Raw genomic sequence first — 13,883 nt, forward strand, 5'->3', positions numbered from 1 at the left:
GCCGTCGCGAAGCCCGGCGTGGGTGTCGCTCGCGGCGAATGCGAGGCATGTCGGCCGCGCGCCTTGATCGCGCGCAGGCCCGAACAGCGGCCGAAGGTCACGGACGATATCGATCATGGGGCGTCAGGCGGCCTCGAGCAGGTGCCGCCGTTCGGCGCGCGACAGGCCCGTCTGTTCCGGGCCGGTGAGGTCGAAATCGAGCGTCAGGCTGGTGAGGGCCGGCGCAGGCTGCCACGGCCGCCGCTCGTCGAGCGACATGCGGCCGCGCCGCGGCGCATCGGCGCCGCGGTGACACGGCGGACAACGGGACCACCGATGCCATCGCCGTCGATTGCCTCACGCTCGTCTCGAACGACGGCGAAGCCGCTGGCGATCAGTTGGTCGAGATCCCAGAGATACCCACCGCCGCTATGTTCTTCGAGCTGCAGCACGAAAAGATCATTGCGACTGCCATCGATCCGCGAGCCGGCATCGCGCTCGGTCAGCAGCCAGACGTCGCCGCGATAGTTGTCGGGCCGATAGTCCTTGAGGAGATCGACCTTCAGGCTGCGCGGCTGCGTCCGGAGCAGGTCGGTCATCACCGATGGCGAAATCAGATTGTAGCGAACCAGGGTGCGGCACGTCGCCTCATAGCTGGCGCCGATCCGCAGCGAGAGCTGATAGACGACATTGGGGCCGGAAATGATCGATCTGCCATCCTTGTCGCGCGCTGTGCGCGAGCACCAGCCATTTCGGCATCATGAAGGCGATCGCAAAGGCGTCGGCTTCGGTTTCCTCGAAGTTGTTTCCCGGTTCGGGCGACATCGGCATCCGGCGCAGGATGCTCTCATCGTCGAGGCTCGGCTCGTGTCGCATCGAAAAATGCCCGAGTTCGTGCGCGGCCGTGAAGCGCTGGATGCTCATCGGTCGTTCCGTCGTGACGAGAACGCCAGGAGCAGGTGCGCTGAGATAGGCGCCGAGCAGGCCTTTCAGAGGACGAAGCAGCAAGGGTAGACCCACGGCATGGATCGCGCCGAAGACATCGACGCTGCCGCCTTGGGTCTCGATCAGTGCGCGCGTATCGAGTTCGCGATGCAGGCGGCCCGCTGCCATCGTACCAGCGCGAACCGCGCTCGCATAATCCGACGCCATCGATCAGCTCCGTTCGCCGCCAGACCGCGAGCGGAGATATTCGGCAAACCGGCTCAGCTCGGCCCGGTCCTCAGTCGACAAGGCCGCAACGCGTCGCGCCAGATGGGCGACATCGGCGGGAAGGCTCGCGGAGGCCTCGTCTTCGCCGGTAAAATAGGCCACCGACTGGCGGTAAAGACGGGCAAGCCGCGTCAGTTCGATCGCTTCAACGCGGCGCTGGCCATTCTCGATATCGGTAAGCGCGGTCCGGGGAATCTTGAGATAGGCAGCAACTTCTTCCTGCTTGAGGCCGAGATATTTCCGTGCTTCGCGCAGACGGTCGCCCAAGCGCCGCCGCTCCTGCTCGTCGCCTTCCTGGCGGAGTGCGAGATTGGTCATGGCTTCGACCCTTTCTTCTTAACCCAGACGCGTTCGATCTTAGGGAGGAGGTCGTCAATCGCCTTCTCGATCGAATTGTAGCCGCCGGTGCGGACGATGCTGTCGCGAAGCTCGATGTCGAGGACCTGCTCCACCGCGCAAAGCGTGTCGACCACGGACAAGGAGTCGAGTGGCACGGGCGCCTGGATGATCTTCGGGTTTTCCGGAGGCAGGGCAATTCCGCGCACCTGTGCCTCAGCCCTGGCCACTTGCAGCAGTTCGTCGACCAACGCCCTAATGGCGTCGGCTTTGGGAAACGCGGTTGCCGCGGGCTGCGGAGGAGCGATTGTCGCCATGCATGCCTCGCACGATTTCACTACATTAAATGCGATATAATGTCTGATAATCCGACACGCAAGCCCGAATTTGCAGCTCGGATTTTTGCAGGGTGTAGCGGGTCATCGGCGGTGCGGTGTGGTGGTCAGTGCCACCTCGAGGGACAACGACAGGGCAGAATCATCAACTCGGGTCATAGCTCGATCAAAAGAACAGAGCTGGAATATTGAGTCAGTCGCCGACGAGTGATCTCCTTCGGTCACCCACCAGCCCCCAGCGGCTCCGTTCATTTCGGGCGGCCCATAGCCGAGTCTTGAAGCCGCGCCCCGACCGCATCCGGCGGTATGGGCGGGAGCTTCAACGTGACCCCGACCAAATTGCTCATCGGCCAGATCCTTGTCGTGTTCGCAATCGTGATCGCGGGCCTCTGGGCGGCGACCCAATGGGCGGCGGCGATGCTCGCCTACCAGCCCGAACTTGGTCCGGCCTGGTTCATGGCTGGAAGCACGCCGGTCTATCGTCCCTGGGCGCTCTTCCCTGGTGGTATCACTACGATGCCTATGCGCCGCATGTTTTCGACAAGGCCGGCGCGCTCGCCGGCGCGAGCGGTTTCATCGGCTGCGGCGCGGCGATCGCAGGCTCGCTCTGGCGCGCGCGGCAGTCGCGTCACGTCACCACCTATGGTTCGGCGCGCTGGGCCAGGCCGAACGAGATCGAGCGGGCCGGCCTTTACGGTGATGCCGGCGTATTCCTGGGCCGCTCGCGCGGCCGCTATCTCCGGCATGACGGCCCCGAACATATCATGGCGTTCGCGCCAACCCGTTCGGGCAAGGGCGTCGGGCTGGTCATACCGACACTGCTTGGCTGGACCGGCAGCGCCGTGGTTCACGACATCAAGGGCGAGAACTGGCAGCTCACCGCCGGCTGGCGCGCGCGCTTCTCCCACGTCCTGCTGTTCAATCCGACCGATCCCGCTTCCGCCAAATACAACCCGCTGCTGGAGGTCCGGCGCGGCGAGCATGAGGTCCGCGACGTCCAGAACATCGCCGACATCCTGGTCGATCCCGAAGGCGCGCTCGAACGGCGCAACCACTGGGAGAAAACCTCCCATTCGCTCCTGGTCGGCGCGATCCTCCACGTCCTTTATGCGGAGGAAGAAAAGACGCTCGCACGGGTAGCCACATTCCTGTCGGACCCGCAGCGGCCGTTCACCGCCACGCTCCGGCGGATGATGACCACCAATCACCTCGGCACGAAGGATGCGCCGCAGATCCATCCCGTCGTCGCCTCGGCGGCGCGCGAGGTGCTCAACAAGAGCGAGAACGAGCGCAGCGGCGTCCTCTCCACCGCAATGTCGTTTCTCGGGCTCTATCGCGACCCGACCGTCGCCGCGGTGACATCGCGCTGCGACTGGCGGATCGCCGATCTCGTCGAGGCCGGCCATCCGGTCTCGCTCTACCTTGTCATCCCGCCATCGGACATCAGCCGCACCAAGCCGCTGGTGCGGTTGGTGCTCAACCAGATCGGCCGCCGCCTCACCGAAAAGCTCGATGCCGATCCCGCCAGGGCGGGCAAGCACAAGCTCCTGATGATGCTCGACGAGTTCCCGGCATTGGGGCGGCTCGACTTCTTCGAGACCAGTCTTGCCTTTCTCGCGGGCTATGGAGTGCGCGCCTTCCTGATCGCGCAGTCCTTGAACCAGATCGAGAAGGCTTATGGCGAGCACAACTCGATCCTCGACAACTGCCATGTCCGCGTCGCGTTTGCGACCAACGACGAGCGCACGGCGCGGCGGATTTCGGACGCGCTCGGCATCGCCACCGAACAGCGCGCGATGCGCAACTATGCCGGCCACCGGCTCGCGCCCTGGCTGGCGCACGTCATGGTCAGCCGGCAGGAGACCGCCCGGCCACTCCTGACCACCGGCGAGGTGATGCAGCTCCCGCCCAAGGATGAGCTTGTCCTTGTCTCCGGCATGGCCCCGATCCGCGCGAGGAAGCTGCGCTATTACGAGGACCGCAATTTCCGCGAGCGGATCGCACCGCCGCCGCAGCCCGCGCCCGGAGACTATCCCGACCGGCCGCAGGCACGCCCCAACGACTGGAGCGGACTGGTCCGCGCGCCCGATACCCGGCTCGGCAAGCCCGATGACGATGCGAAGGCGGATGAGGACGGCGGCTTGCAACAGCAGCGCCACCCCGGCCTCGGCGAAGAACCCGCCAAAAACCCGAGCCGCCAAAGCAGCTCGACCTGCTCGGCCTGGACAGCGACGACACCGACACGATCGCCGACAAGCACGCGATGGACCGCGCCGGCGCCACCGGCACGCTGATCCGCGCTCACGCGATCAATCAGGGTCGCAGCGCCGACATGCTGCCGGACTTCTGACAATGGCCGCGATCAAACCCAACCGCGTCCGCTACCAGCTCTTCCTGCCCGAAGATCTGAGCCACCGCTTCGAGGCGCTGGCGAGCCAGCCCGGCGCGTCCAAATCGGCGATCCTCACCGACGCGCTCACCGCCTGGCTCAACCGGCAGGCGGCGAGCGAGCTGGAGAACAAGTTCAGCCAGCGGCTCGATCGCATGTCGCTCGCGCTGGGGCGTGTCGAGCGTGACGGGCATGTGCTGCTCGAGAGCCTGGCGCTGTTCATCCGCTATGAACTGATGGTGCAGGCCCCTTTGGCCGAAGCCGACGAAGCGGCGCGTGCGATCGGCCGAGACCGCTTCGAGGCGTTCATTGCCCGCGTCGGCGAAGCGCTCGCCAGCGGCCAGCGCACGCTTGCTGCCTCCGCGAAAGACAATGGAGGTGGGCGATGAGCGACACGCTTTTCGGCTCCGATAATTCCGCAGGGCGTCGGCGCGCGATGCTGCGCACCGCGATGGGGCCGACCATCGCCGCAGCGCTGGCCGATCCGGTGGTCATCGAGATCATGGTGAACCCGGACGGCGTGTTGCGCCTTGATCGACTCGGCGAAGGCCGGATCGATACCGGCACCAAATATGAGCCCGCGCAGGTCGAGCGGATCATCCGCCTGGTTGCCAGCCACGCACGGACAGAGGTTCATGGCAATGCGCCGATCGTGTCAGCCGAGCTGCCACCGCACGGCGAAGGCGCGGGCGAGCGGTTCGAGGGTATCCTGCCGCCGGTCAGCCTCGCGCCGTGCTTCTCGATCCGCAAGCCCGCGGCGCGCATCTACACTTTGCTCGACTATGTGCGGGACGGCATCATGCCCGCCGACACGGCGCGACTGCTGTCGATGGCCGTGGTCGAGCGCAAGAACATCCTGGTCGCGGGTGGCACCAGTTCGGGCAAGACGACGCTTGCCAACGCGCTGCTCGCCGAGATGGCGCACCTCGACGAACGCGTCATCATCATTGAAGACACGCGTGAGTTGCAATGCGCCGCGCCCGACGTGGTGGGGCTGCGCACGCGTACGATTGGCACTGCCGGAGCCGGCGGCGTCACGATGGCTGATCTTGTCCGCTCGACATTGCGGCTCCGCCCCGATCGCATCGTCGTTGGCGAGGTGCGCGGGCGCGAAGCGCTCGACATGCTCAAAGCCTGGAACACCGGGCATCCGGGCGGCATCGCAACCGTCCACGCCAATTCGGCAGTGTCGGCGCTCTACCGGCTCGAGCAGCTCGTGCAGGAAAGCGTCGTCACCGTTCCGCGCCGGCTGATCGCCGACGCCATCGACATGATCGTGTTCATCGCCGGGCGCGGCCTCGCGCGCCGCGTCGACACGATCGCGCGCGTCGCCGGCCTCGATCCCGACGGCGGCTACGCCGTCCTCGACCTTACTCCCGACCACGCCCTCGAACCCCAAGGAGAATGACCATGCGCTTGTCCCGTATTCCTGCCCGTATTCCCGATCGTCGGAGCATCTTCCTCACCGGCGCCGCCATCGGCCTCGGGCTTGCGCTCGCCGCCACCGCGCAGGCCGCCGGCTCGGGCATGCCGTGGGAGGAACCGCTTCAGCAGGTCCTCGAATCGGTCCAGGGTCCTGTCGCCAAGATCGTCGCGGTGATCATCATCATCGTCACCGGTTTGACGCTCGCGTTCGGCGAGACGGCAGGCGGGTTCCGGCGCCTCATCCAGATCATCTTCGGCCTGTCGATCGCGTTTGCGGCGTCGAGCTTCTTCCTCAGCTTCTTCAGCTTCGGCGGCGGGGCGCTCATCTCGTGAACGCGCCAAATTCCTATGGCGCCAGCCATATCGAGGGGTTCGAGGCGCCGATGCACCGCGCGCTTGCCGAGCCGATCCTGCTTGGCGGGCGCCGCGAGCGATCGCGATCGTCAATGGTACGATCGCGGCCGCGCTCGGACTCGGTCTCCAGCAGTGGATCGCCGGGCTGGCCATGTGGGCGTTCGGGCACACTCTCGCGGTGTTCGCCGCCAAGCGCGATCCCGACTTCGCCCCGGTCCTTGTCCGCCACCTTCGCCAGAAGGGGCATCTGTCATGCTGAATCTGCGCGAATACCGTCAGAAGGCCGACCGGCTCGCCGATCATCTTCCATGGGCGGCGCTTGTCGCGCCCGGCGTGGTGCTCAACAAGGACGGCAGCTTTTGCGCGTCCTCAGGTTCCGCGGCCCCGATCTAGAATCCGCCACCGAAGCCGAGCTTGTCGCCGCCTGCGCGCGGGCGAACAATGTCCTGAAGCGCTTCGGCTCGGGCTGGGCACTCCATTTCGAGGCCGAGCGGCGCGAAGCGCTGGGTTATCCCGACAGCAGCTTTCCCGATGCGGCGTCGTGGCTGGTCGATGAGGAACGGCGCGCGGCGTTCGAAAGCGCGGGCGCGCATTTCGAGAGCCGCTATTATCTGACGCTCACCCTCCTGCCTCCGCCCGATCAGGCGGACACGGCGGGCCGAGCGCTGATCGAGCGCAGCGACGACGCGAAGGGCCGCGACTGGCGACAAGCGCTTGCCGGCTTCATCGCCGAGACGGATCGTGCGCTTGACCTGTTCAGAGGCTTCATGCCCGAGGTGCGCGCGCTCGGCGACAGCGAAATGCTGACCTTTCTCCACGGTGCGATCTCCGCGCGCCGCCATGTCGTCGCCGTGCCCGAAACGCCCATCTATCTGGACGGGCTGCTCGCCGACACGCCGCTGACCGGCGGGCTCGAACCGATGCTCGGCGACGAGCATCTGCGGACGCTCACCATCCTCGGATTTCCGAACGCGAGCCGTCCCGGCATCCTCGACGGACTCAACCATGAGGATTTTGGCTATCGCTGGGTGACGCGCTTCATTGCGCTCGACAAGACCGACGCAACCAAAGCGCTCACTCGCCTGCGGCGGCAGTGGTTCAACAAGCGCAAGTCGATCACCGCGCTGCTGCGCGAAGTCATCTACAACCAGCCGGTCCAGCTTCTCGACAGCGATGCCGACAACAAGGTGGTCGATGCCGACCTCGCCTTGCAGGCGCTCGGCGGCGATCATGTCGCGTTCGGCTATCTGACGACGACGATCACCGTTGCCGATATCGACCGCGCCCGCGTCGAGGAAAAGGTCCGCGCGGTCGAGCGCATCGTCAACGGGCTCGGCTTCACCTGCATCCGCGAGGGCATGAATGTGGTCGAGGCGTGGCTGTCGAGCCTGCCGGGCCATGTCTATGCGAACGTCCGGCAACCGATCGTCCACACCCTGAATCTCGCGCATCTCATGCCGCTGTCCTCGGTATGGGCAGGACCGGCGCGTAATCCGCACCTCGACGGTCCGCCGCTGCTTTATGCGGAAACCAGCGGCTCGACGCCGTTCCGTCTCAGCACGCATGTCGGCGACGTCGGTCATATGCTGATCGTCGGACCCACCGGGGCCGGAAAGTCGGTGCTGCTCGCAATGCTCGCGCTTCAGTTCCGGCGATATCCAGACTCCCAGGTCTATGTCTTCGACAAGGGATTTTCGGCGCGCGCGGCCGTGCTGGCGATGGGCGGCGCGCATCACGCGCTCGGGCTTGGCGGTGAGAGCGGTCATGCCGATGACGTGGGCGGGCGAACGATCGCCTTCCAGCCGCTGCGCCACATCGATCGCTCCAACGCACGCGCCTGGGCGACCGAATGGATCGGCGCGCTGCTCGCCCATGAGAAAGTACTGGTCACACCCGAGATCAAGGAGGCCGTCTGGTCGGCGCTCACCAATCTCGCGACCGCCCCGATCGAGGAACGCACGCTCACCGGCCTGTCGCTGCTGCTGCAATCGGCACCGCTGCGATCGGCGCTCGCGCCCTATACGCTCGAAGGATCGTTCGGCCGCCTGCTCGACGCCGCCGAAGACGATCTAGCGATCGCCGACGTGCAGTGCTTCGAGACTGAAGCGCTGATGGGGCAGGCGGGCGTCGTTGCGCCCGTGCTGACCTACCTGTTCCATCGTCTCGAGGAGCGCTTCACCGGGCGGCCGACGCTTCTCGTACTGGATGAAGCCTGGGTGTTCCTCGACCACCCGCTGTTCGCCGCGCGCATCCGTGAGTGGCTGAAGGTGCTGCGCAAGAAGAACGTCAGCGTCGTGTTCGCGACACAGAGCCTAGCCGATATCGCCGACAGCACGATCGCGCCGGCCATCATCGAAAGCTGTCCGCAGCGCATCTTGCTGCCCAATGATCGGGCGATCGAGCCGCAGGGCCAGACGGTCTACGTCCGCTTCGGTCTCAACGCGCGCCAGATCGAACTGGTCAGCCGCGCGACGCCCAAGCGGCAATATTATCTGCAATCAGCGCGCGGCAACCGGCTGTTCGAGCTTGGGCTAGGCCCGATCGCGCTGGCGTTGTGCGGCGCGTCCGATCCCGACAGCCAGAAGCGCATAGACGCGGTGCTGGCCGAAAGGGCCAGGCCGACTTCGCCGCGACCTTTCTCTCCCAAGCCGGCCTCGATTGGGCGGCCGACCTGCTTGGGCGTCACCCTGCCGCCCGCCCCCAGAAGACAAGGAGTAATTTCCCGTGCCCCGTATCCCTATCCGCAAATATGCGTGCCTCTCCGCTCGCGCTCGGCGCCGTCGGCTCGCTCGGTATCGGCATCGCGTTGACCTCGACGCCCGTCGCGGCCCAGCTCAGTGTGTTCGATCCATCGAACTATTCGCAAAACCTGCTCACCGCCGCGCGCACGCTTGCCCAGATCAACAACCAGATCCAGAGTCTCCAGAACGAAGCGCAGATGCTGATCAACCAGGGCAAGAACCTGTCCCGGATCGATTTCCCGCAACTTCAGGAGCTTCGCCAGCGCCTCCAGCAGATCGACCAGCTCATGGGCCAGGCGCAGGGCGTCGACTTCCGCATCGATCAGCTCGACGAGCGCTTCCGCCAGCTCTACCCGCAGGAGTTCGATCAGGTGTTCCGCCGCGATCAGCGTGTGGCTCGCGCACGCGATCAACTCGATACCGCGATGTCCGCGTTTCGCCAGACGATGGGGTCCAGAACCGCATCGTCGACAACGTACGGAGCGACACGCAGGCGCTCGCCGACATCGTCGCGCGCAGCCAGGGCGCGGAAGGCTCGCTTCGCAGCGGGGTCGCGCGCCTCTCATGGCCGCCGGTCCCCGCGACACCTTTCAACTTCAAGCAGGAACCCGCCCATATGGATGACCTGAATGTCATCGATCAGTTCATGGAGGCCTTCGCCTCCTACATCGACAGCGGGTTCGGCCTGTTGGGCGGTGACGTCGGTTTCCTGACCACGATCCTGATCGGCATCGACATCACGCTCGCCGGGCTGTTCTGGGCGCTCGGCGGCGAAGACGACGTCATCGCCAAGTTCCTCAAAAGATCCTCTATGTCGGCGTCTTCGCCCTGATCCTCAACAGCTTCTCGACACTGTCCGATATCATCTTTCGCAGCTTCGCCGGCCTCGGCCTCACCGCAGGGGCAGCGCGATTACGGCTGACGATTTATTGCGACCCGGCAAGCTGGCCGGGACCGGCTTCGAGGCAGCATGGCCGCTCCTCGAGCAGGCGAAGGAGTTGGTTGGCCCGATCGCCTTCTTCGACAATTTCATCGAGATCGCCGTGCTGGTGATCGCCTGGGTCGTCGTCATCGCCGCCTTTTTCATCCTCGCGATCCAGCTTTTCATCACAATCCTCGAATTCAAGCTTACTTCGCTCGCCGGCTTCGTGCTCGTGCCCTTTGCGCTGTGGAACCGCACGTCGTTCCTCGCCGAACGGGTGCTCGGGAACGTCGTCAGTTCGGGCATCAAGGTCATGGTGCTCGCGGTCATCGTCGGCATCGGCTCTAACTATTTCGCCGACTTCACCAGTGCGATCACCGGCGACGAGGTGTCGATCGAACAGGCCGTGTCGCTGATGCTCGCGAGCCTCGCGATCTTTGGCCTCTCCATCTTCGGCCCGGGAATCGCATCCGGCCTCGTCGCCGGCGCGCCGCAGCTCGGCGCCGGATCGGTGATCGCCACTACCGTGCTTGCCGGCGGAGGTCTTGCGATGGCAGGCGCTGGCGCCGTCGGCGCGGCACGCGGTCTCGCGGGGCCGGTCTCGGCGCGATCCGCGCCGGTACATCGATGGGGTCTGCCGCATCCACTGCCTACAAGCTCGGGCAGGAAACCTCGGGCTCGACCAGCGTCGGCGCGGGCCTCGGCGGCGTTGCGACCGCCATGCGCGGCGCGGCTGCCAACCGGATGAGCGGCGGTCTCGGCGTTAGCGCTGCCGCCGATCGTGGGCAGCGCGCCGCATGGGAAGCAGGAAGCACCCGTGCCGGCGGCGCCGCCCGCAGCCGCGCCGATAGGCGCAGCTGAAGGAACACCCGCCTGGGCGCAGAAGCTTCATGCCAGCCAGAATGCTCGCCACCGCCGCCAGATGGCGATCCACGCAATCCAGGGCGGCGACCGCGGCGGCGCTGGCGCCACTCCAGACATCAAGGAAAGGGACTGAGCGATGAAATTTCGACGCGCATTGCAGCGCTATGGGCGAACGCCCGAACCCGAGACACCCTACCAACGAGCGGGCCAGCTTTGGGATGAGCGTATCGGCTCGGCTCGCGCACAGGCGAAGAACTGGCGGCTGATGGCCTTCGGCGGCCTGTTCCTGACCACTGGTCTGTCGGGCGCGCTGGTCTGGCAATCGATGCAAAGCCGCGTCGTGCCCTATGTGGTCGAGGTCGATGCACTCGGGCAAGCACAGGCCGTCGCGCCTGCCGCCAAGGACTATCGGCCGACCGATCCGCAGATCGCATGGTTCCTCGGCCGGTTCATCACCGGCGTTCGAGCGCGCTCGCTCGATCCGGTATTGATGCGTGAAAACTGGCTATCAGCCTATGATTTCGCGACCGAACGTGCGTCACTGTTCCTCGGCGAATATGCCCGCACCTCCAATCCGTTCGCCGATGTCGGGCGCAAGACGGTTTCGGTGCAGGTGACGAGCGTCGTCCGCGCGTCGGATACGAGCTTCCAGGTCAAATGGACCGAGCAGCAATATGAGCGGGAAGCCTCGCCAGCACGTCACGCTGGACGGCGATGCTCACGGTGAAGATCAAGCCGCCGCGCTTGGCCGATGTGCTCCGAAAAACCCGCTCGGTCTCTATGTTGACGCGATCGACTGGAGCCGCGAACTGGAAACGCCTCAGGACCGGCCGCCTTCGCCGCAACCATCGGCCGTGCCCGATCCCGCACAATCACTCCCGGTCGCGCCGCCCACCGACATTCCGCTGGGCTCGCCGCTCGATCCGACCCTTGCTCAACCCGCAGCCGCACCATCCCCGAAAGGACCGACCAATGATCCGTGCCCTCATCCTGGCGGCGAGCGCGATGGCGCTTGCCATGGGCGTCGCTGCGCAGAGCCGCGAACCCGCGTCACCCACCGCGCGCGTCACTGCCGCCAACCGGGCGGCACTGCGCGAGCCGTCGAGCGCGGGATATATATATGCCGTCCAGGTCTATCCCTGGGCGGAAGGCGTGCTCTACCGGCTCTATGCCGCGCCCGAGCGCATCACCGACATTGCCTTGCAGCCGGGCGAAACGATTGTGTCCGTCGCCGCCGGCGACACCGTGCGCTGGACTGTCGGCGATACCACCAGCGGCATCGGCGAAAGCAAGCGCGTGCACATCCTCGTCAAGCCGTTTTCGGCGGGCCTACGCACAAACCTTGTCATTGCTACCGATCGCCGGACCTACCATCTCCAGCTCGAAAGCACGCCCGCGACCGCGATGGCGGCGATCTCCTGGACCTATCCACATGACGAGCTGATCGCGCTCCGGCGTCAGCGCGATGCAGCCGTGGCGGCGACGCCGATCGCGTCGGGCCTCTCGGTCGAAAGCCTCAACTTCAACTATGCGATCTCGGGCGACAAGCCGGCCTGGCGGCCGCTGCGCGCGTTCGACGATGGGCGGCAGACCTACATCGAGTTCTCGCCTGCGATCGCCGTGGGTGAGGCGCCCCGCTGTTCGTGATTGGCGAGGATGGCGAGGCCCAGCTCGTCAACTATCGCGTCGCCGGCCGCTATTATGTGGTCGACCGCCTGTTCGGTGTCGCCGAGCTGCGCCTTGGCGGCAAGAAACAGCAGATTGTCCGTATCACCGCCGCCCAGCCGAAGAGCCGGCAGCGCAAGGCCGGGAGGGGCGCGTGACCGATCCAACCGCTTCTTCCGCGCCGATCGCGGCGCCAAAGCCGACCCCGAAACGCTCGTTCTGCGCGCGGCGCCGGGCCGCGTCACCCGTTTTCGCCGCGGTGCGATCGTCGCCATCGCTGCCGCCGGCTCGACCGCGATCATCGGCGTCGCCTGGCTGGCGCTCAAGCCCGCGACCCTGAGCCTGATCGCACGAAGCGATGAAAAGCTGGTTGGCGCGAAGGCGCCGCCTGATGCGCTCGCGGGCGCGCCGACGAGCTATGGCGACGTGCCGAAGCTCGGGCTACCGCTTCCCGGTGATCTCGGGCGGCCGATCCTCGAGCGCCAGCGGCAGCTTGGCGGGATGGTTCCCCTGACCCCGCTGCCGATGCGGTGAGCCGGGCCGCGCAGGAAGCCGAAGCCGAGCGCCAGCGCATCGCCGCTGAGCAGAAGGCCGCACGCGAGTCTGGCGTCATGCTGCAATTGGCGGGCGGCGGTCGCGCCGCCGCCCCTGCACCGGTGACTACCGATGCAAGTGTTCCGCCAGCATCGGCCGAGACTGCCAAGCCGCTCCTCGACCCTGACCGAGATCCTAACGCCCAGGGGCGCAAGAACGAATTGGTCGGCCACGCCAATCGCGACGACGACATCAATCCGCACGCGCTGGCGCAGTCCGTATCGCCTTGGACCTTGCAGGCCGGCAGCATCATTGCCGCGAGCCTCATAACCGGGCTCAACTCGGATCTTCCCGGGCTCGTCACCGCGCAGATCACGGAGAACGTCTATGACAGTGTGACCGGGCGCGGTCTGCTCATTCCGCAAGGATCGCGGCTGATCGGCAGCTACGACAGCGTTGTAGCGTTTGGGCAGAGCCGTGCGCTGGTCGTCTGGCAGCGGATTATCCTGCCCGACGGCTCGTCGATTCGTATCGACAATGTGCCGGCGACCGATACGCAGGGCTATGCGGGTCTGTCCGACCGGATCGACCGGCATACTTGGCAACTTCTGAAGGGCGTCGCCCTGTCGACACTGCTGGGCGTCGGCACTGAATTGAGCTTCGGCAGCACCGAAAGCGACCTTGTCCGGGCGATCCGCGAGTCAGCGCAGCAGAGCGGCGCGCGCGCCGGCGATCAGCTCGTCACGCGCAATCTCAATATCCAGCCGACCTTGCGCGTGCGTCCCGGCTGGCCGCTACGGGTGGTCGTGCACAAAGACATCATATTGCCCGGACCCTGGGGAGGCCGTCATGGCTGATTTGAAGCTGCCAAGGCTGCCCGATCGGACGCCGGCTAAGATCACGATCAACGTCATGCCGGATCTCATCGAAGCGCTGAACGACTACGCCGAGGCCTATGAGGCGGCCTACGGCCGACGCGAGTCCGTACCGGACCTCATTCCATTCATGCTTAGCGGCTTCCTGGCGAGCGACCGCTCGTTCAGCCGGGCACGTAAGAAATAGTCCGATGTCGGCCCGGCAGCCTGCAACGAATGGCGACGACGCGCCCCGATTGGGCCGATAAGCGT

The 13,883-nt window shown here is 65.9% G+C and carries 11 protein-coding genes and 6 pseudogenes; 12 read left to right on the forward strand and 5 right to left on the reverse strand.

Going from position 1 to position 13,883, the window contains the following annotated elements:
* Positions 1 to 203: 203 nt before the first annotated feature.
* Genes E6W36_RS18020 through E6W36_RS04935 form a run of 4 tightly spaced genes read right to left on the reverse strand, consistent with a single transcriptional unit; the run spans position 204 to position 1,844 of the window.
* The gene (locus E6W36_RS18020) at positions 204 to 578 is read right to left on the reverse strand and encodes a protease inhibitor I42 family protein (RefSeq protein WP_246048145.1); all 375 of its coding nucleotides are present in this window, start codon (positions 576 to 578) and stop codon (positions 204 to 206) included.
* Positions 579 to 627: 49 nt separating this feature from the next.
* Positions 628 to 1,131, reverse strand: coding sequence for an ImmA/IrrE family metallo-endopeptidase (locus E6W36_RS18025; protein ID WP_246048146.1), 504 nt, complete (start codon positions 1,129 to 1,131; stop codon positions 628 to 630).
* 3 nt (positions 1,132 to 1,134) lie between these two features.
* Positions 1,135 to 1,458, reverse strand: coding sequence for a helix-turn-helix domain-containing protein (locus E6W36_RS04930; RefSeq protein WP_246048147.1), 324 nt, complete (start codon positions 1,456 to 1,458; stop codon positions 1,135 to 1,137).
* Positions 1,459 to 1,505: 47 nt separating this feature from the next.
* A complete protein-coding gene (locus tag E6W36_RS04935; protein ID WP_017499939.1) occupies positions 1,506 to 1,844 on the reverse strand; it encodes a hypothetical protein in 339 nt (112 codons plus the stop codon).
* A 342-nt stretch (positions 1,845 to 2,186) separates the two neighbouring features.
* Between E6W36_RS04935 and E6W36_RS04940 the strand changes: the two are divergent.
* The 6 genes and pseudogenes from E6W36_RS04940 to trbE all read left to right on the forward strand — a co-directional run.
* A pseudogene (locus E6W36_RS04940) lies at positions 2,187 to 4,212 on the forward strand (conjugal transfer protein TraG).
* A 2-nt stretch (positions 4,213 to 4,214) separates the two neighbouring features.
* Positions 4,215 to 4,640, forward strand: a complete 426-nt coding sequence (locus E6W36_RS04945) for a hypothetical protein (RefSeq protein WP_017499937.1) — start codon at positions 4,215 to 4,217, stop codon at positions 4,638 to 4,640.
* Positions 4,641 to 4,687: 47 nt separating this feature from the next.
* On the forward strand, positions 4,688 to 5,659 hold the full coding sequence (trbB, locus tag E6W36_RS04950; protein WP_208598044.1) for a P-type conjugative transfer ATPase TrbB: 972 nt from the start codon (positions 4,688 to 4,690) through the stop codon (positions 5,657 to 5,659).
* Positions 5,656 to 6,009 carry a TrbC/VirB2 family type IV secretion system protein gene (locus E6W36_RS04955; protein WP_017499935.1) on the forward strand — a complete coding sequence of 118 codons (354 nt, stop codon included), beginning with the start codon at positions 5,656 to 5,658 and terminating at the stop codon, positions 6,007 to 6,009. Before trbB ends, E6W36_RS04955 begins: the two co-directional genes overlap by 4 nt.
* 50 nt (positions 6,010 to 6,059) lie before the next feature.
* Positions 6,060 to 6,289: pseudogene (locus E6W36_RS18030) on the forward strand (VirB3 family type IV secretion system protein).
* Positions 6,283 to 8,719 (forward strand): annotated as a pseudogene (gene trbE / locus E6W36_RS04965) (conjugal transfer protein TrbE); the annotation flags it as partial. The pseudogenes E6W36_RS18030 and trbE, both read left to right, overlap by 7 nt.
* A gap of 48 nt (positions 8,720 to 8,767) precedes the next feature.
* Here trbE and E6W36_RS04970 read toward each other — a convergent pair.
* Positions 8,768 to 9,184, reverse strand: coding sequence for a hypothetical protein (locus tag E6W36_RS04970; RefSeq protein WP_222874563.1), 417 nt, complete (start codon positions 9,182 to 9,184; stop codon positions 8,768 to 8,770).
* Positions 9,185 to 9,387: 203 nt separating this feature from the next.
* Between E6W36_RS04970 and trbL the strand changes: the two are divergent.
* The 6 genes and pseudogenes from trbL (at position 9,388) to E6W36_RS04995 (ending at position 13,818) form a co-directional block, all read left to right on the forward strand.
* Positions 9,388 to 10,690: pseudogene (trbL, locus tag E6W36_RS22990) on the forward strand (P-type conjugative transfer protein TrbL).
* Positions 10,691 to 10,693: 3 nt separating this feature from the next.
* Positions 10,694 to 11,519: pseudogene (gene trbF, locus E6W36_RS04980) on the forward strand (conjugal transfer protein TrbF); the annotation flags it as partial.
* Positions 11,520 to 11,574: 55 nt separating this feature from the next.
* Positions 11,575 to 12,380 (forward strand): annotated as a pseudogene (gene trbG / locus E6W36_RS04985) (P-type conjugative transfer protein TrbG).
* On the forward strand, positions 12,319 to 12,756 hold the full coding sequence (locus E6W36_RS18035; protein ID WP_246048149.1) for a hypothetical protein: 438 nt from the start codon (positions 12,319 to 12,321) through the stop codon (positions 12,754 to 12,756). Before trbG ends, E6W36_RS18035 begins: the two are co-directional and overlap by 62 nt.
* Positions 12,753 to 13,613 (forward strand): TraB/TrbI/VirB10 family type IV secretion system protein, encoded by an 861-nt coding sequence (locus tag E6W36_RS04990; protein ID WP_246048150.1) that lies wholly within the window; start codon positions 12,753 to 12,755, stop codon positions 13,611 to 13,613. The genes E6W36_RS18035 and E6W36_RS04990 overlap by 4 nt, the downstream gene beginning before the upstream one ends.
* Complete coding sequence (locus E6W36_RS04995) at positions 13,606 to 13,818, forward strand: DUF2274 domain-containing protein (RefSeq protein ID WP_017499928.1); 213 nt, start codon at positions 13,606 to 13,608, stop codon at positions 13,816 to 13,818. The genes E6W36_RS04990 and E6W36_RS04995 overlap by 8 nt, the downstream gene beginning before the upstream one ends.
* Positions 13,819 to 13,883 lie beyond the last annotated feature (65 nt).

The sequence above is a fragment of the Hankyongella ginsenosidimutans genome (assembly GCF_005144965.1).
In the GTDB taxonomy this organism is placed as follows: Bacteria; Pseudomonadota; Alphaproteobacteria; order Sphingomonadales; family Sphingomonadaceae; genus Hankyongella; species Hankyongella ginsenosidimutans.